Annotated in this window: 14 protein-coding genes and 1 pseudogene; 6 read left to right on the top strand and 9 right to left on the bottom strand. The window is 57.1% G+C overall.

The window, feature by feature from the left end:
- Positions 1–1,124 precede the first annotated feature (1,124 nt).
- The 6 genes from B0G75_RS17810 to B0G75_RS17785 all read right to left on the bottom strand — a co-directional run bounded on the left by B0G75_RS17810 (position 1,125) and on the right by B0G75_RS17785 (position 6,164).
- Positions 1,125–1,589, bottom strand: coding sequence for a hypothetical protein (locus B0G75_RS17810; RefSeq protein WP_106307977.1), 465 nt, complete (start codon positions 1,587–1,589; stop codon positions 1,125–1,127).
- A gap of 863 nt (positions 1,590–2,452) precedes the next feature.
- Positions 2,453–2,848, bottom strand: a complete 396-nt coding sequence (locus B0G75_RS17805) for a hypothetical protein (RefSeq protein ID WP_106307974.1) — start codon at positions 2,846–2,848, stop codon at positions 2,453–2,455.
- A gap of 296 nt (positions 2,849–3,144) precedes the next feature.
- Positions 3,145–3,417, bottom strand: coding sequence for a hypothetical protein (locus B0G75_RS17800; RefSeq protein ID WP_106307971.1), 273 nt, complete (start codon positions 3,415–3,417; stop codon positions 3,145–3,147).
- A 280-nt stretch (positions 3,418–3,697) separates the two neighbouring features.
- The gene (locus B0G75_RS17795) at positions 3,698–4,117 is read right to left on the bottom strand and encodes a hypothetical protein (protein WP_106307968.1); all 420 of its coding nucleotides are present in this window, start codon (positions 4,115–4,117) and stop codon (positions 3,698–3,700) included.
- Positions 4,118–4,260: 143 nt separating this feature from the next.
- Positions 4,261–4,572: a hypothetical protein gene (locus B0G75_RS40225; RefSeq protein WP_146142522.1), complete on the bottom strand. Its 312-nt coding sequence runs from the start codon at positions 4,570–4,572 to the stop codon at positions 4,261–4,263.
- A 5-nt stretch (positions 4,573–4,577) separates the two neighbouring features.
- Complete coding sequence (locus B0G75_RS17785; protein ID WP_258194528.1) at positions 4,578–6,164, bottom strand: recombinase family protein; 1,587 nt, start codon at positions 6,162–6,164, stop codon at positions 4,578–4,580.
- Between the two features lie 160 nt (positions 6,165–6,324).
- Here B0G75_RS17785 and B0G75_RS17780 point away from each other — a divergent pair, with 160 nt between their 5' ends.
- The 3 genes from B0G75_RS17780 to B0G75_RS17770 all read left to right on the top strand — a co-directional run bounded on the left by B0G75_RS17780 (position 6,325) and on the right by B0G75_RS17770 (position 8,381).
- The gene (locus tag B0G75_RS17780) at positions 6,325–6,555 is read left to right on the top strand and encodes a hypothetical protein (protein ID WP_106307962.1); all 231 of its coding nucleotides are present in this window, start codon (positions 6,325–6,327) and stop codon (positions 6,553–6,555) included.
- A gap of 75 nt (positions 6,556–6,630) precedes the next feature.
- The gene (locus tag B0G75_RS17775) at positions 6,631–6,918 is read left to right on the top strand and encodes a hypothetical protein (protein ID WP_106307958.1); all 288 of its coding nucleotides are present in this window, start codon (positions 6,631–6,633) and stop codon (positions 6,916–6,918) included.
- A 665-nt stretch (positions 6,919–7,583) separates the two neighbouring features.
- Positions 7,584–8,381, top strand: coding sequence for a substrate-binding domain-containing protein (locus B0G75_RS17770; protein ID WP_258194527.1), 798 nt, complete (start codon positions 7,584–7,586; stop codon positions 8,379–8,381).
- A gap of 319 nt (positions 8,382–8,700) precedes the next feature.
- On the opposite strand, the gene B0G75_RS40220 is transcribed toward B0G75_RS17770, so the two are convergent.
- Positions 8,701–9,462: an SHOCT domain-containing protein gene (locus tag B0G75_RS40220; protein ID WP_146142521.1), complete on the bottom strand. Its 762-nt coding sequence runs from the start codon at positions 9,460–9,462 to the stop codon at positions 8,701–8,703.
- Positions 9,463–10,056: 594 nt separating this feature from the next.
- Here B0G75_RS40220 and B0G75_RS40215 point away from each other — a divergent pair.
- The 3 genes from B0G75_RS40215 (at position 10,057) to B0G75_RS17755 (ending at position 13,371) form a co-directional block, all read left to right on the top strand.
- Positions 10,057–10,782 carry a hypothetical protein gene (locus B0G75_RS40215; RefSeq protein WP_146142520.1) on the top strand — a complete coding sequence of 242 codons (726 nt, stop codon included), beginning with the start codon at positions 10,057–10,059 and terminating at the stop codon, positions 10,780–10,782.
- Between the two features lie 478 nt (positions 10,783–11,260).
- Positions 11,261–11,677, top strand: coding sequence for a hypothetical protein (locus B0G75_RS17760; protein WP_106307951.1), 417 nt, complete (start codon positions 11,261–11,263; stop codon positions 11,675–11,677).
- Between the two features lie 248 nt (positions 11,678–11,925).
- Entirely contained in the window at positions 11,926–13,371 is a 1,446-nt protein-coding gene (locus B0G75_RS17755) for an IS1182 family transposase (protein ID WP_106307949.1), read from the top strand.
- Between the two features lie 578 nt (positions 13,372–13,949).
- On the opposite strand, the pseudogene B0G75_RS17750 reads toward B0G75_RS17755, so the two are convergent.
- Together B0G75_RS17750 and B0G75_RS17745 are read right to left on the bottom strand one after the other, a co-directional pair.
- Positions 13,950–15,274: pseudogene (locus B0G75_RS17750) on the bottom strand (IS5 family transposase).
- A gap of 125 nt (positions 15,275–15,399) precedes the next feature.
- Complete coding sequence (locus tag B0G75_RS17745) at positions 15,400–16,308, bottom strand: hypothetical protein (RefSeq protein WP_106307946.1); 909 nt, start codon at positions 16,306–16,308, stop codon at positions 15,400–15,402.
- Positions 16,309–16,847 lie beyond the last annotated feature (539 nt).

Raw genomic sequence — 16,847 nt, 5'->3', positions numbered from 1 at the left:
CGTCATCTTCTGGTTCCTTGTCGCCGGCCATTATGACCGACTCACGCCCCAGCTTTTCCACTCAATGAACTGTCCGAATTTCCGGAGCCACCTCTATTCAAGGCGCGAAGATCGCCGCATCGTCTGACTTTAGCTCGATTAGACTTGAATTTCTCTGCGCAAGCTTGGATCTGCTGCCATCTCTGTGTCGGGACCCAAGTGGGTTCTCGCATATACTTGTCGGGCCGAAAAAAATCGTCAATTTTTACGTCATCTAGCTTTAACACAGGGAGACGTTGATAGTAGCTTTTGCTTGTGTCTATGATTGGGGCCGATATGCGAAGACTGTCTGTCTCTACGCTCGGTGTTGACACAAATTGAGCTTGCGCTGGATCCCCGGCTTTGTTGTCTCGGGCGGTCGTGTTCAAAGCGGCGGCTTTGCGCTCCGCCGGCGGAGTTTGAGCCGACGCGGGCGCATCCTTAGGGCTCCGCGACGTCGACGGAGAAGCTACGTCGGTTGGCTGATGGAGTGACAGGAAAGCTACTACGAGACTACATATAGTCGCCCACGCGCTCCAGCGAGAAAGATTCTCAGTCGTGATGGATTTCTCGAACCGCAGCAACCAGCGAAGGGAGGCTGCGAGAGAACTAACTAGACGCCCTAAAACATCGAGAATTCGTCCCATCATCGCGGTACTCTTAAGTGTTCGTTAAAACGAACGCGCCAATTACGCCTGTAGATATTATCCCTTCACCAGTTTAGAGGCGACTCTACGAGCGACCGTTGCGCGTTCAGACCGGACGAAGGGCGGACGCCGGGCGTCCGGCGGGAACGGGTCGGGTACGGAAGTTCGTGGTGCGGCCGGCGCGAATGCGCCGCGCTTGAACTGCGAGCTTCGGCTGCCGGCCATCTCCAGTCATTCGATTCGCGCCGCTAGCGAGACACTTGGATGTCGGTTTTGGCTTGACAGCTGACGTGAGCAGGTCAGTCTGGACGATCTGGCGCTCCTCGTCCCGCGCACGCCGACGATACTTGCATGCACCGCTGACTTCCGTGGATCTGATCACTGTTTCAAATCCAGCGTCATCGGAACTTAATGCCAATCGACGTGTACCGGTGTTAAATGGTGGGCAACATCCGCAGACTAACAGCCATGCCCAAGCGGGTTGCGCACAAAGCTGCAATTTCCGCCGAGTATATTCCCCGAAGCAATATCTCCGGCGTCAATGTGCCATGCTTTGGGCGGTAAAAGTACTGCTAATCCACCGGTCGCATAAACGACGCCAAGATCGATGGCGGTTTGCAAAGGAATTTGGTTTTTCTTGCATTGCAAGAAGGCCTCATCCCCGGCGCCCGAGCTAGCTCTTCCTCGGTTCTTCTCAATCGTATTTATTGCATCTTGCATTTGAGATATAAGTTGTTTAGCTACCTCGGTATTTTGAGTGCCCAGAGCGACCATCGCTTGACGAATTTCGGTCTCCTTTCCGTCGATAGTCACATTCATAGAGTTTGTAGCACCAACCTTCGCTGGGTCGCATGAGTCGGCAAATGCGGATGTGCCGATACAAAGGGAAAACAAAGCGGCGATGGCTGTCTGCGTCTTGTTCATGTCGTCTCTCCTCGGTTTAGGCAGGTTAAAACAAGCTAAATATAGTTGTCGGAGAGCGGTTATTTTATCGGCGGAACATTTATTTCGATCTAATGTGTGCGACAGCGCACACTGAAAAGTCTGATCGTCAAGTATTTGCACTGTTAAATACGGTCGACAGCGCGCCCGCCATTTGTACCGGGTTACCGCCGAAGCCGCCTCGGGCGACAGTGACGGACGCACAGCCGTACGGCTGTGACTGAACCAGTCAGGTAGAGCGGTTCAATCGCAATAACGGCGAAAGACTTTCGGCAGTGCCAGGCAATCTGCGGGTCGCCCCACTGGAGTGTTAGGGCAACGTCTGACATTTTTTGCGAGTTCCCGTTCGCTCGGGCTGAGGCATTTCGTCGAACGATCCTAGAGATCCGCCCCGTTTAGCCGGGGACGTTCCGGTGTCCGGCTTAGCTAAGCCGAGCAGCGCCGGCGACCAACACGACCGTGTAACGGCCGTTGTACTTTCAAAGCGGTCGTCGTTTACACGCCGCGTCGAATGGCGGAAGGGGGTCGGAAGTGTGAATTCGCTGACACTGAAAGCTGCCGTCGGGTTGCTTGATGCCGTCACCGTCGGCAATCCGCCACATTGCCGACGGAGAACCCAGCTCGCCTCAATGTCGGCTATGGCCGAATTGTGCGGATGGTTCGTCCGTCGGGTCCGGGAAGCTGCGGGCGGTCCAACGACAGACCGTGGACGCACTGGGAAATTGGCGGGCAAACTTTCGACTCGCATGGGGGTGAGCAATGGCTATCCGCAGCCGACCCTAAGTTGACTGGCGCAGGACAGCGTGTCTTGCAGGGTAAAACCAGAGATCGCTCAATGCAGCGCATTACTTTTGCGCAACGAAGCTGGCGCAGATCTGGTGAATATCGCAAACGATCGGCGACCTGTAGTCGAGCCTCCATCCGTCTGCGAAGAGCGGTGTCAGCGAGCGCTCCGTAGTTAGCGGGAAGGTTCGAAGGATGCCCGGCGCCAGTTCGGCGGCTGCGGCCGCCAGCGCAATCCGATCCTGCCAATGACATGTCGCTGCATTCGCTTTCAGCCAGATACGCGAAGACTCGACCAGGTGATCCGTGCGTAACCAGCTGCCGGTTCGCGCCATTGCGACAAGCTCCCCAATCACCAGGTAGCAGAGGAGTTCAGCGCGTGCCTCATCATCGAGCTTCTCAGGGAGTAACATGTCGAACGACGTTTCGGATCTGTAGCCGGCCACCAGGTGGCGCATGGTCGGGACGTGCGGCGACAACCGGCCGCCGCGGTGATGGGCGCCGACTGGTGCCGATTACTGGATGGTCAGGCCTCACCGCTCAGTCTGCATGGGGTTCGTCTGCATTGGATGCGCATTGAATGCGCTGGACGATGGCGTTGAACCGTTCTTCGCCACCGTGCGTGTGAACGCACTTCCCGTCGGGAGCATCGCTCGTGCTGACCGTTGCGCCGCCACGACCCCGCCGATGCAGTCTGCTGCAGAGGCCCGTTTTCGCATCCAGAGCACAGCGCACAGCGGTGCGAGCCCGAACACTATTGCGCCGCGGTCAGTTTCAGTCCGGGCCTCAATGCCGGCGACGGTTCCTGCAGGCCTTTGCGCTCGTCGGAGACCTGCTCGATGCCTTTACTGGCCACCTCCTCCAGAAAGGTCAGCCGGGCCCGATAGTAATCAACGCGTAGCTGTGCATCGAGCACATGCTGCTCGGCCTGGAACAGTTCCATGCGCAGGTCATTAAGTGCACGTTCCGCCTGTTTCTCGGGCGTGGGCGCGTGATGTGAAGCCCAGTTTGCAAGCCATCGCAGCATGGTGAAGCCCTCCTGTCGTCGAGTGCCCGGCCACGACAAAGGCTATCAAAGTCTGGAACGGCTGTCTGTCAAAAAACGCCAGCGCGACACATGTTGCATAAACGGCACAGCGACGCCTGAGTGCGACGGAGGTGTGATAGCACTAGTTGGCGTATGCGCCGCACCCTCCCTGTGGGAATGTCAGGCGATCCGCACTGCCTGCACACTGCACGCGTGCCAGTGTTGGACCCCTTTACCTTAGGTTATGGCGGGACCCGACCTAATGGCTGCGGACCCGTTGTCATCCTGCACTGACCGGGGTATAAGCAAGCTTCATCGGCCGTTTTGCATGCCTTGCGCATTCCGATCGCGATGCCATCCGCCCGAGGGTGACCGCGTTACCGGGATATCGCGACTGCAGCCACAACCTCACCACGTCATTGCGCATCCAGCTCCCCACAAAACTGGCAGTCAGCGCGAGCAGGAACAGGTCATCGTAATACCCTGCCGCCAGCTCCTGCGCGACAAGTTGCACCCTGATAAGCCCACGCTCCATGTCCGCCAGACGTCTCACACCTTCGCGATCAGACTGCCGTCCCCGTGGGTCATCCGCCCGAAGGCCAGCGGGCGTCGCCGCCAGTAGCGCGCGCGCAAAATCGCCGCTGCAGTTGTTTTGCCGCACCATCACGCTGGCCACAGCGACCTGGCGGGATGGCACCATCCGAGCCAGCGCGGTATGGGTCCGTTCAGGCAGTCTGTACCCAGTCAACTGGTCGGCTGCCTCTGGGCAGATTCCAGGCGGACACGCGCGATCCGCTGACTGTCTGTCGGATCGCGCAACATATCGGGCAGGTCGGGCATGGGTCACGGTGAGCGGCCTTCAAGATTATCGCGCAGGCGTCGGGGCATGGTGACAAATCCCTGCGATCGCAGGAGTGCGACGAACGCCGCATCAGACAGGAGTTCCGTCAGCGCGTTGCCGACAATGACCCTCTCGACGCGGACGGCTTCCATCTGCCGGATCGCCGTCTGTTGGCGCGCTCGCTCCAGCATAAGGACTTTCCGAGCCTTGATCTGCGGCGAGGATCGGGATTTCGCGCGGGTCGACGCGTCGCAGACGGACGCGACGTCCTCTTCGCCAGGACAGATTGCGGCGCGTGGATGATCTTTTCGCATAACGATTACTTCATAGCAGGGTGGTACGCCGCCGGCAATACTTCCAGCGGCACGTTGGCGGCAAGCTCGATCAGTGACGTAAGATCAGGATGCCGGTACGGCTCGAAATGAGACTGGCCGTACCGGTACAGCACGGTGTATTCGCCCTTCGGCAGACTACCCTGGGGGAGAATGTGAAAGTCGAGCAGTTCCTTGCCTGCGCGCTCAATGCGGCCATACACAAGAAAGTCAATCGCAAAGCAATCGGGCCAGCGGGCGATCCAGTATGGCAAATGTCCCTGGATCAGCCACGGGCTCCGGATAACCAGTTGCAACCGTAGTGCGCCGTCGATGCACAGCGTGCCCGTGTGTTTCTCGTATCGGACTTGATGACCCAGCTCCCGCAGCTTGTCGGTCGTCCCATCAGCAACGCGCCGCTCCATCAGGCGCTCGACATACCGGTTTTCGGACCGCTCGGGATTCAGGTTCGGTGGGTATCCAATGATCTTGTATGCCTCATACAGACTCCCGAATTCGTGCATTACCTGTTCAATAGACGGCGCACTCCGGTAGTGTCTCAGTGTTGCCTGATTGAGTCTGCCTGCTCTCGTGACCACCTTGCGTAGGCCTTCAATAATCTCGTTTCGTGTTGGTCTACGTCCGACGCGTGCCATTTTCTGCTGAACAGCGGCAAAGATGCGCCGGTCGACGACCGGCTCGAACGCGTCCGGAATGCGGATCCACTCCTCCCGCGGCAACTGCTCCCAGCCACGGTCGAGTTTCGAGGTCGTCCGGCTGTAGACATTGGTGCCGATGTACTTTTCGTTGCGCAGGATGTCCAGTATGTTGGCGCCTTGCCAGGTGCGGCCAGCACCGTTGACTATTCCAAAGCCGTTCAGGCGGCGCGCGATTGCCGCCGCGCTGACCGGTTGCATTGCGTACCATTCGTAAATCTTGCGGACCAGCGCGACATCGCGTGGCGGCCCCGGCGCGACGATGATGCGGTCAGTCTGTACGCTTTTGTATTCACGCGGAGCGAGGCACCGACGCTCGCTGTTATCCCGGCCGACCAGAATGCGCTGCAATCCAATCCCGGGGGGGCCGCCCGCATGAAAGCCACGCCGGACGTTCAGGCAGTGCCCGAGAAAGACTTTACGTGACATCTCGCGACTGAATTCGCCGGCCATCGCCCGCTTGAGTGCCTTCAGTATCGACGTGGCAGGAGTGCTATCGTTCTCGAACGGCTCGGCGACATAGATGACGTCGACACCGGCGCGGCGACAGGTGTATTCGTAGAACGCACTTTCATCGACATCCTGGAAGCGTCCCCAGCGACTGACGTCGTACACCAGCACGCTAGTGAATCTGCGCGCCGGATTCTCCACGTCGATCAATAGCTGGATCAGTGCTGGGCGTTCACGCAGCGTCAGTCCACTGATCGCAGCATCTTCATAGTCCCGGACAACCCGGATACCGTGCGCGGCGGCATATCGTGCGATCGCTTCGCGCTGAAATACAGGTGAGTACTCCTGGTGGTCGGTGGACATGCGGATGTACTGCGCGGCGCGAACGGGCGCAGCCGGCTCGGTACGGCGCGTCCGCGCGGAAGGCATGATATTTCCAGTGCTCACACATTAGTGCTAGCGCTTTTCCGGTCAAAGTCAAGACGAAGGATCGCTGGCGACCGAATCGGGGGCCTGATTCCAAGATTGAAGACGTATTCAAACGCGTCAGATTCTCGGTGCGAAGGGCGTCGCAAGGAAGACAGATCCCGTGGGAAGCACCTCTCTGGAAGAAGACTTTTATTTCCGTCCTCCATCCGACAAGCATCCACTCACTGAAGACGAACTTGATTTGCGCTTTGCAAAGGACCACGAAGACTGGACAACCGCGCAAAGCGTTGGCACTTCCGAGGCCGTCATCAAATACTTAACCGACCATCCAAACGGCAATTTCAGTGAATTAGCGCAAGCGCTGCTCGACAAACTACTCGCTGGTCAATGAGAACATCGTATTGTTACCCAGACCTCTTCCGCCAACCCTTATAGCAAAGGTAGCGCTGAAGCTGGAGCAATCTCATTGGGCGACCGCTACATTTTCCTGGCGTTCCTGGCAATACTGGCGCTGCACCACAACGGTTCGATTGAAACAGAGACTTTGATTGACAGCCCACCTCAGACGGTGTGGACGCTCCTCACGGCGACCGACGACTACCCATTGTGGAATCCGGAGATTTCGCAATTACGAGGGCAGTTTCGTGAAGGCAACGTCATCGAGTTTTTGGAGGGGACGGAGCCAGACGCAATGGTGTTTCATCCCAAGATATTGGCGGTGCAGGTTGTTCGAGAATTACGTCGGAAAGGGTAGGTTTGGTTTCCTGATCTTTTTGACGGCGAGCACCGCTTCATTCTCGAACCTGTCGACAGCAAAACGCGCTTTATCCAAGCTGAAACATTCACCGGCATTCTTGCTGGCACCCTGACTCAGAGCGTCCTAAGGGACACGGTTATTAGCATGCATGCGATGAATGACGCATTGAAAAAGCGAGCCGAGCTAGCGTCTGGTCAACCGCGGAAATAGTCGGTTGGAGCACTTGGGCAACCCCTGCTGAATGATATCGAATGGCAGCTGATGCGAACGGCAGCTGACCGGTCCGGGTCGCGCGCTGACCGTCGTGCCACGCAATATCTGAGCGCTGTCACTCAGCCGAACCAAAGTGGCCCATAGCGCTAACGGGCTAATATGGCGGGGATGACGTCAACTATGAATTCCGCCCGTGCGCCCTGCTTGACGCTGTCCATTCGAAGTAATCGTCGTACCCGCTTGAAGCGCTGAAGGCGACGTCGACGAAGCCCGTCCGCACATAGGGTAGTTGTGCGCGGCGGCCATCGCGCAAACGGCGGCCTCGAGGGACTTCGAATTGGCGGGGCATCGGTGCTGCGCGCGCTGCCGCGCTGCCGGCGAACATCATCAGTGGCGTCGAGACTTGATGCATGTCTGGGCTGGATCATCCGATCGACATGGAGAGGGCCGTGATTTGCCGCAAGCTGAGGGTTCATGTACTCGTATTATGCGTCACGGGCGCATTGTTGGGCAGCGTCGCGGCCTCGGCGGATGAAGTTAAGGTGATGATTTCGGGCGCGTTTGCGTCAGCCTATCGCGCACTGGGCCCACAATTCGAGCAGGCGGCCGGCGAGACGCTGGTCACTGTCTGGGGGCCTGTGGCGGGCACGGCCGCGAATGCCATCCCTGTGCGACTGGCGCGCGGCGAATGGGCAGACGTGCTGATCGTGGTCGGCTATGCACTCGACGATCAGGTCAACGCTGGCAAGGTGGTGTCTGGCAGCAAGGTGGACTTCGCACGCTCGGCAATTGGCATCGCGGCTCGCGAGGGGGCACCGAAGCCGGATATCAGTTCGGTTGACGCACTGCGGCGCACGCTGCTCGCCGCCAAGTCGATCGTCTATCCGGACGACGCCAATGGAGTCTATATCGGCAGCGAACTATTCCGGCGTCTGGGTATCCAGGAGCAGGTGGCGAACAAGAGCCGCATGATCCGATCCGAGCGGGTCGCCAACGTCGTCGCGAACGGCGAGGCGGAGATCGGATTTCAGCAGATCGTCGAACTGTTGCCGGTCGACGGGGTGACGGTGCTCGGCAATTTGCCTGCGGAGGCCCAAAGGTACACGGTGTTTTCCGGGGGCATCTCCACCAATGCCAGAAATCCAGCGGGCGCAGCGGCCCTGATCCGTTTTCTGTCATCGCCGGACGCGGCCCCCGCGATTGAGGGGACCGGGCTCGAACCGATAACGCCGAAGACTTCGAATTGAGCGTAGCTATGAGCCCTCCGCGCCGTCGAGCCGGGTGACGGTCGGATCTTCCGGGAACGGCCAACTACGGTCTCTCGACGACGCCCGGATGCGGGCATCCATATGCCTGGTTTAATCCGAGTTACGGACGCGTGCGCAAAGAGCAAATGCGTGGCTCCGGCCAATGGCGTGCGCCACATTGTGCGCTCCACGACAAGCCACTTCTGGGTGAAGCAACTTCGGCGGTATAGACCGAATGCGCCGGTAAAGTTGCGCCCCGCTCCGTAGCGCTTGGCGGACATACGCTCAATTGGACCATGCCGACGGCTCATGTTCGTCATCAGAAACGGCTCAGTATCTCCATCTTTTTCTGGTCATAGTCCCCTTGAGTTATCAAACCCTTTTGAAGCAGACCCTTGAGCTTGTCGAGTCTTGCAGTTGCCGTTTCCTGCGTCTCTGCGGAAACGCCGCCTACTGCCGATAAAGTTGGAACTGCAGTGGCTGTAGCGACCTCACCATAACTCTCCTGCGACAATACCCGCTGCATCTTTTTCACAGCATCTTCCATGGCTCGCCTTCCCGCAATTCCAAAGTCACCTTTGAAATCAGAGAACCCGGCTGCCTGTCCATTTCCCACCACTCGAGGAGTGCACAGAATCTTCCCGTCCGCGCCTCTCACAACCGTTGTCAAATCTACGGTGAAGTTGGTTGGTGGCCAAGTGAAGAAGCCAGTCGATCCGGAGCTGGTGATCAGCTCAGGCGTTACAGTGAGATTTACTCGAGGTCCCGCGGTGTTTGTCGTGCTTTCCGGCGATGCCATGCGAACGACATTATCGAAAACGTTCGACAACATCTTTTCATATGAGACTTGCAAGTCTCTATAGGGAAAATATCTAACATTGTCGCCGCCGCCGCCGGGGGTTGTTACCTCGAGGTTTGTCAATACCTCAGGGATAATTACACCGACGCTCGCCTTAATCTTAGGTGGATCATTAGGGCCGCGGTATATGTTAGACGCGTCGGGTGCGATTTTTATTGGATGGGCACAGCCAGTCAAGGCGAGGGCTAACAACGTCAAAATCACTGCTCTTATATTTTTCATTCGCATGCCTGTGCGTTGTTACTGGAATGTTTATTGGCTAACACTACGAAATTAAGCAACGGGTTACCTATTGCCACCCACTAACAGCGCTCGGCAAATCCGCCATGCACACAGGAAGTATTCTCCGGCTGACCGATGTTTATCGGCGGTTCGGAACCGAACCTGAGAGATGAAAAACTTCGACGGAGTGAGAAGCACTCCCTCGCGGCGCGGCGGCCAACGGTTGCTGTCAATTGCGACCTCGACGCTGCGGAGCTTCTAACGCCTAGAACCACGGGCGTGTCGAGGGTGGGCCCGTGCCCGATGACTCGTCATTGTGCACGATAGTCGGACCCCGAACCAGGCCTTTCCCCGGTTTTGCCCGTATCCCCACTTCATCCCGAACCCGAAGCGCCTCCGACCTTGCTCATGATCACTGTATATGGGTCAGCGGCGAAGACATATCTGGATGACGGTCGTTGCCGACGCTCGCGCGGGACCAGTTTAGGGGATTCTGTACGGGGTCTAACGTTTCCCTTAACCGAGATAGCCTAGGATCATTCCGACGCAAATTCGTCACACAAGACTCGCTGACCATACGAATTCGGGGGAATAATGAAAACCAGCAGCTTCGCTCAGACGTGTTTTCCTATCGCAATTTTTATATCCGCCTTGGCAGGTTGTGGCGGCGGTGGCGGTGGGGGTGGCGGCGCTCAGCCTACTGCCGCTGTTGCAGCGACGCCTAATTTTCCAGTGGAGGCAACGTTCGCGTCGCTGGTTTCCACGTCGTCATCCTTTAGCACCAGCGCCACTGACGCATCGGGAAACAGCTACGCTCTCACCGTTACGCTGAGTCCCGGCCCAGACAAAGTCAATACGCTTATTTACCCCTCGTCCCGTAAGACGTATTCGCAGGCATCAATCCTGAAAAAAAACGGTGTCGCAGCCTCCACTTCGACTTCGGATATTTACTATTCGGTTGCGCCGCTTCTCGTATGGGGAAATTTAAACGGCTCGAACAACGCGATGCTGGTCAAAAAGCAAACCCTCCTTCCGGCAACAGCGAAAGTAGGCATGACTGGCGGCTTTTATTCTGGCAGTAACTACAAAAACAATTCCACACTGTTTCCTGACCAGCAGTACGTAACTTGGTCACTTGAGGCGGACACTTCGACCACCGCATGGCTCTGCCTAAATACAATAATCACGCCTGCCTTAGCTGTTTCCCCTTCCGCTACTAGCATTGAAGCAGACTGCTTTCGAATAGATCAAAACGGCGTGGTTTCGGGTTTCAAGTCCGACTTCACGCAATGGGGGGCTACGCTGAACTTCAGACAATGAACGTCGATTCGTTCGAGCGGCGGGATTAGTTTTGCTTGGCTGTCTGCTGCCGCGGAGGCAATCTACGCGGAGTGCGGCGTGACTCCAGAGATATTGGAAGGTACGCCTGTCCGGCTAACGCAGGAAGGTCTGCGTGGGCAGGTTCACCGATTGCAGCCGCCAAGTGCTGGCCGTTACACCCCGACACCGTCCCTCGGATTTGTGCTGCTGCACGCAAGTGCCGGAATGGATCGGCTCCTGCCGAACGCGACCTACTAACGGCGAACCACTCTGCGAGCTCAACGGTGGATCGGGCCAATAGCGGCCTGTCGCCGCTCCCGGACAAAATAGATTCCTGAGAGGCGCATAATCCCGGAGGAATTGCGTTCCGTTCGGCCGGCCTGAAGTTGCTAAGTCTACTAGTTACAGTAAAATCCCTAACGCATAATCGCTCACACTGCGGCTGTGAGCGTGGTCACATAATTTCGGGGCATCAGATATGGAGGGGATCGGACGTATTTGTGTTCTTCTGAAAGCCATCGGTCTCATTTGGTTTTTTCTGTTCGGCGGAGTGGCTGTGTTTGAAGCGATTGGTAGCTCCCGAGACATGACCTTTCACGAAAAGCAAGCAGTATATGAGCAGGTAACTGGGCGAAGCCTCGAAAAAGACGCCGAGGCGCAAAAAGTCAGAGTGCTCAAGGGGGCAACTGAGACTGACGTTGACAAGTGGCTTGGCACAAGTGACCAGAGCGAAGACGTTCTCAAGGCGTTCTTCGCAAACCGACCGACGAATATTCGTGTTCGAGATTGGGGATCAGTGATTGCCTACTCGATATTCGCGATTGTCGGTGGCGTCATTTTCGCCTCCATCGGCTGGGTCGCCGCCGGGTTTGCGGTCAGGCGGGAGACGCCATGAGAGGAGCGCAAATCGCTCTTGTCTGCGTACTTGCGTATGCTGGCATTGAACCCTGACATCACGATTGCGGATGTCCGAATGCCAGAAAAGCCAACTGAAGCTTCCTCACTAACGGCAACAGCTGACCGTTGGTTTTGGCCGAGTACCTGTCGGCCGACGTGTGCAACCGAATGGCCGTTGTGGCCAGAGCCTGTGTGAAAACGCACTGATCGCCTAAACTGAATCAACTCACTGAGACCGGGTGACTCATGAAGCGATTCGTTGAAGGCGATGACCGCAAGCAGGTCGCACTACTTCCCGAATGCGTCGATGACTACATCGGCCAGGACAACCCGGTCAGAATCGTCGACGTGTTCGTGGACGAACTGGACCTCACGACGCTCGGCTTCAACGGCACCACGCCCGCAATCACCGGGCGCCCGTCCTACCACCCCGGCGTGATGCTCAAGATCTATATCTACGGGTATCTGAACCGGGTACCCTCAAGCCGGCGTCTTGAGCGCGAATGCCAACGCAATGTCAAGCTGATGTGGCTGACAGGACGTCTGGCGCCAGACTTCAAGACGATCGCCGACTTTCGCCGCGACAATGGCCCGGCCATTCGCAACGTATGCCGTCGCTTCGTCGAGCTGTGTCGAGGACTGAAGCTGCTATCCAGTGACATGGTCGCCATCGACGGCAGCAAGTTCAAGGCCGTGAACAGCCGCGATAGAAACTTCACTGCGGGCAAAATCGACAAGCGCCAGCAGCAGATCGAGGAAAGCGTCCAGCGATACCTCGACATGATTGAAACTGCAGATCGGACCAGTCCAACTGGTTTCGATGTGAAGACCGTACGCCTGTACGAGAAGATCGCGCTCCTGCGCCAGCGGATGCGTAAGCTCGAGCAGATCAAACATCATTTAAGGAATGCACCGGACGGACAGTTGTCGCTCACTGACCCGGATTCCCGCTCTATGGCCAGCGGCGGCAGGAGAACCGGAACGGTCGGCTACGACGTTCAGACAGCAGTTGATACGAAGCATCATCTTGTTGTCGAACATGAGGTGACGAATATCGGAGGCGATCATGGTCAACTTAGCAAGATGGCTCTGTCAGCAAAGATCGCGATGGGCAAGCCAAAGCTGAAAGTCCTGGCTGATCGGGGTTACTTCAGCGGTCCGGACATCCGCGCGTGCGAACTCGCAGGGATCACGGCGTATGTCCCGAAACCGCTCACCTCGGCGTCAAGGAAGAAAGGGCTCTTCACCAAACGCGACTTCATCTACATTGCAAGAAGCGATGAATATCAATGCCCCGCCGGTGAGCGCGCAATTCTTCGATTCAGGACCGTTGAGAAAGACATGAATCTGCGCGTGTACTGGCCCAGCGCATGCCCGCGTTGCCATCTCAAGGAGCGCTGTTCGCCCAGCGACTATCGCCGCATTCGACGATGGGAGCACGAACATGTACTGGAAGTTATGCAGCGTCGACTCGACCGGAAGCCTGATGCAATGACCATCCGAAGAAGCACTGTCGAACACGTCTTCGGCACGCTGAAGCACTGGATGGGGGCCACCCACTTCCTGACCCGGACGCTGGAACGGGTGAGTACCGAAATGAGCCTTCAGGTGCTGGCCTACAACCTCAAGCGCGTCCTCAACATACTGGGGGTTGCCGGAATGATGAAGGCGATGAAATTGGCTACGAGCTGAGGCCCTGACGGGCTTCTTGCGGCCGCAATGTTTGATTAGCGTAAGCTCGACGCATCTAACTTGATCGATCCGACCGGCACCGTCGCCCTCAGCGGCAGAAAACGGGGTTTCCACACGCCCTCGGCCACAAGCCGCCGGTCGAGGTCGCCATCCAATCTGAATAACGAAGGGCTCGTTCGCCCTTGCTCAATGGCCGGTCTCCGGAGAGCGAATTACCGGTGGCACTGCCTCAACCCGGCCATGAAGCGTCATTCCCACGTGCCGTCGCTCAGCCTTTCAGACGTCGCATCCACTCGGGAACCAGCCTTTCATTTGAATTCACAGAACTGGAGCGTTCGGTCGGTCGAAGCCGCCGCCGGCGCGAATGCAAAAATCGGCCAACGGCGGCTATGCTGCGCCTGAGCCGCAACGATTTGTTCCCGGTGCGATCATTCACATGGGTGCAATTCTGAAAGACGCGCAAGTTGATCAGGAAGCTATCGGCAACATGAGCGCGTTCAGACAGCGAGTCGACCCTGTGCCTTGCACATCAACTTAACTAGTCGGCCCTGAACAATTCGTTTCTCGCGCCACCGGCGTCAGACCATCACGTCGGCGGCAACCTGGCGGTTGATCAGAGCGGCGAGAACGAAGACGCAAAGAAGCCGCAGCTTCCTCAGGATCATCCGCAGGTTGTGGCCGGCGCCGCACAGCACCGCGTGCATCGCATCGCCGAGCGCGCCTTTGAGCCAGTTCCGATCAAGTTTTCCGTCTGCCTTCATGTGGCCGATGGCTGGTTCGATTGCGCTGCGCCGCCTGATCATCGCGCGTAGTGTGCGTGTGATGCCGCGTCGCAAACCCGGGTGGTAGATTTTCACGCCGTCGACGGCGACACCTTTGTAGCCACGATCCACGATTGCCACCTCGGGCTTCGTGTCACTCAGGATCGCTGCCTGTTCCAGCGCTTCAGCCAGTGTGTGCCCGTCGTACGGATTGCCCGGCATCGAGCGCATGCCGATCACCAGCCCTTCCTTGTGTGTCGTCGTGATGGAAACTTTCACGCCGAACTCGTAAGGAGTGCGTGCCTTGCCCTTGGCCAGACACTCGACTTCCGGCGCGTGCAACGCATAGAGCTTGTTCTTGTCCTTCGGCTTTTGCGACAGGATGCGTTTCGTGCGCGCAATCAGCTCCAGCAGCGCCGCTCGGCCGCCTTCGGCCACCTGGCCGGCCTGCCGCTCCACGTCGCGCATGACCCGCCCGACCCGGGAGCGCAGCGTGCGCAACGACTTTCTCATCCTCTTGAACTGTTTCGCATGAGCGTAGCGGCCACAATCTGCAATGCAAGCCGTGGTGCTTCCCGGTTGTAGTTCTGCCTGAGCTTCAGTCCGTGCCGCGCTGCGGCTTTGACCAGATGTTCGCGACACCGCTCAAGCAATCGTGAGTCGGTTGGATGGGCAATCGCTTTCTCCATAACTGTGGTGTCAACGATCACGCGCTTCACGCTCGACGCCTTGATCACGCCGGCACGCCTGGCCGCTTCGATCGTCTCGGCCAGCAACTCCTCAACGCCGGCTTCGCCCAGGCGCTTCCTCCAGCGAGTCAGGCTCGATGGGTCGATCGGCGGCTCGGTCTGCAAAAAGGTTTCGCCAGTGAACACCTGCCAATAAGGGTTCTCCACCCATTGCCAGATCACCTCTTCGTCGGACAGGTCGAACGCGTGCTGTAGATACAGCAGTCCGGCAACCAGGCGCGGCGACGTTGCCGGTCGCCCCTTGTGCGACACGAAGCTCTCGCTCATCGATGCGTCCAGCCGCTCCCAGTTGATCAGATCAGTCAGGCGCACCAGCGGATGCTTAAGGTTGATCTGTTCTCGCAGCGGTTGCCGGAAGAAGTCTTGTTCCGGCACAGGCGTCTTCGGACCCATCTGCACCTCGCCAGGATTTGCAGGATTCACGCACCAATATGCCAGGTCTCTGCAATTCCCACAACACCATTTCGGCTCCAAAGCCATGCCGCATAAGGCTCACCGGATTGTTCAGGTTCGACTAACTAATTGGTGTCGTGTTGTGTGAATCTCCGTTCAAATGCTTCCGCCGCTGGGCCTGCGGTCTCCGGCACTTTTAGCAATTGGAGATTGACTGCCCGTTTCATAAACTTTGTAGTTATGCTTTCAAGAAATGTCGAACACGCCCAGTTTACCCGTTCCACTTTCTTAGTCGCGTATTTTAACTTCGTGTCGATAACTGCAACGGGCTGTGCGCTCGCTTTAGCATTTCTGAAGTCCTGTACAGCTCTATGAGCGATAACAAACTTGTAGTGAAGGCTGAGGGGGTTTTGGCCTCTGAAATCGTCGTCGAAATCGAGAAAGGTGATAGCGCACTCAACGTCAATTAAAAGCCGGAGCTTGTTCATATTTTTGCGTGAAGAAAAATTCCATGTCTTGACAACCTTGAAATATTCCTTTTCTTTTTCATCTATTGCGACTTGAGTTTGCGATGCTTCAACGGCGTCGAAGTACCGGGAAAGCAGGAAATACCGTTTTCCTATTAGGTCCGAAAGATCATCGATGAACTCGCTTCCTTCCTTAAATCGGTCACTTTGAATCTGGAATTTTGTTTCTCTTCGCCATTTCTGATTGGCGAAAAAGCTGGTCAAGTAGACGCCAACTAGAGTGCCAATCACCCCCATAAGAGCCGCGATAGGAGGAAAATTCTTGGGATCTATGGAGAAGCCCGCTATTTTAAATTCCACTTGCGATTTCAGATAATCCACGCAGCGTTTGTTATAAAAATCTCTAATTTCCTGAGGCGCGTCCTGTTGCTGGGGTTTTGAACAGAAAGTGTCTAGATCTGCGGCGCTTGCATAAGCCGATAACACAGAAATGGAAAGAACTGCCGCGAGGTATGCGAACCGCCTCGGGTTAAGGAGTTGATTAAAATCGCGACGAAGCAAATGCATTGCGATCACCCTCGTTGTTCACCTCGTCGCAACGTCCACTGCACTTGACGTTGGGTGCGCGAGGCATCGCTCTTTCACGTGCAAGCTTAAGAACAATTCCTCTCCGCGATCCTGCAAAGGATCGTAGGACAAGATCCGCGTTCTTGAAAGCTCAACGCTGACGATTTGTTCATCGAAAACGCGCACTTGCGGCCCGCGACTCCCGGGCAGCGAAACTGTTTATCAGACTTTCTGGCCGGCGACGTTAACCGGCTGGGCGACCCAGGTTGGCGGTCCAGCCTAATGGCCGAGGTGGTTCCAGGATCGGCCATTGAATTCGCATCCACTCGGGAGACCGCAATGGGTCGGGTTATGCCTTTTGCATGAGATGAACACCCGGCGCGATCGCCACGCTCGGCCGTGGGGCAAGGTGCGGCCAGGAGCGGCCGCTCGACGGCACGCATTAGATCGCCGACAATCTTGGTTCTCGCCGCTGCTTCATAGCAAGCTTGCATTTGGACGTCGTCGAGGAGGCAGCAGCTTGCAGCGGGATCATCAAT

It is taken from the genome of Paraburkholderia sp. BL18I3N2 (assembly GCF_003001875.1).
In the GTDB taxonomy this organism is placed as follows: Bacteria; Pseudomonadota; Gammaproteobacteria; order Burkholderiales; family Burkholderiaceae; genus Paraburkholderia; species Paraburkholderia phytofirmans.
This window is presented reverse-complemented; position numbering and strand designations above follow the sequence as displayed.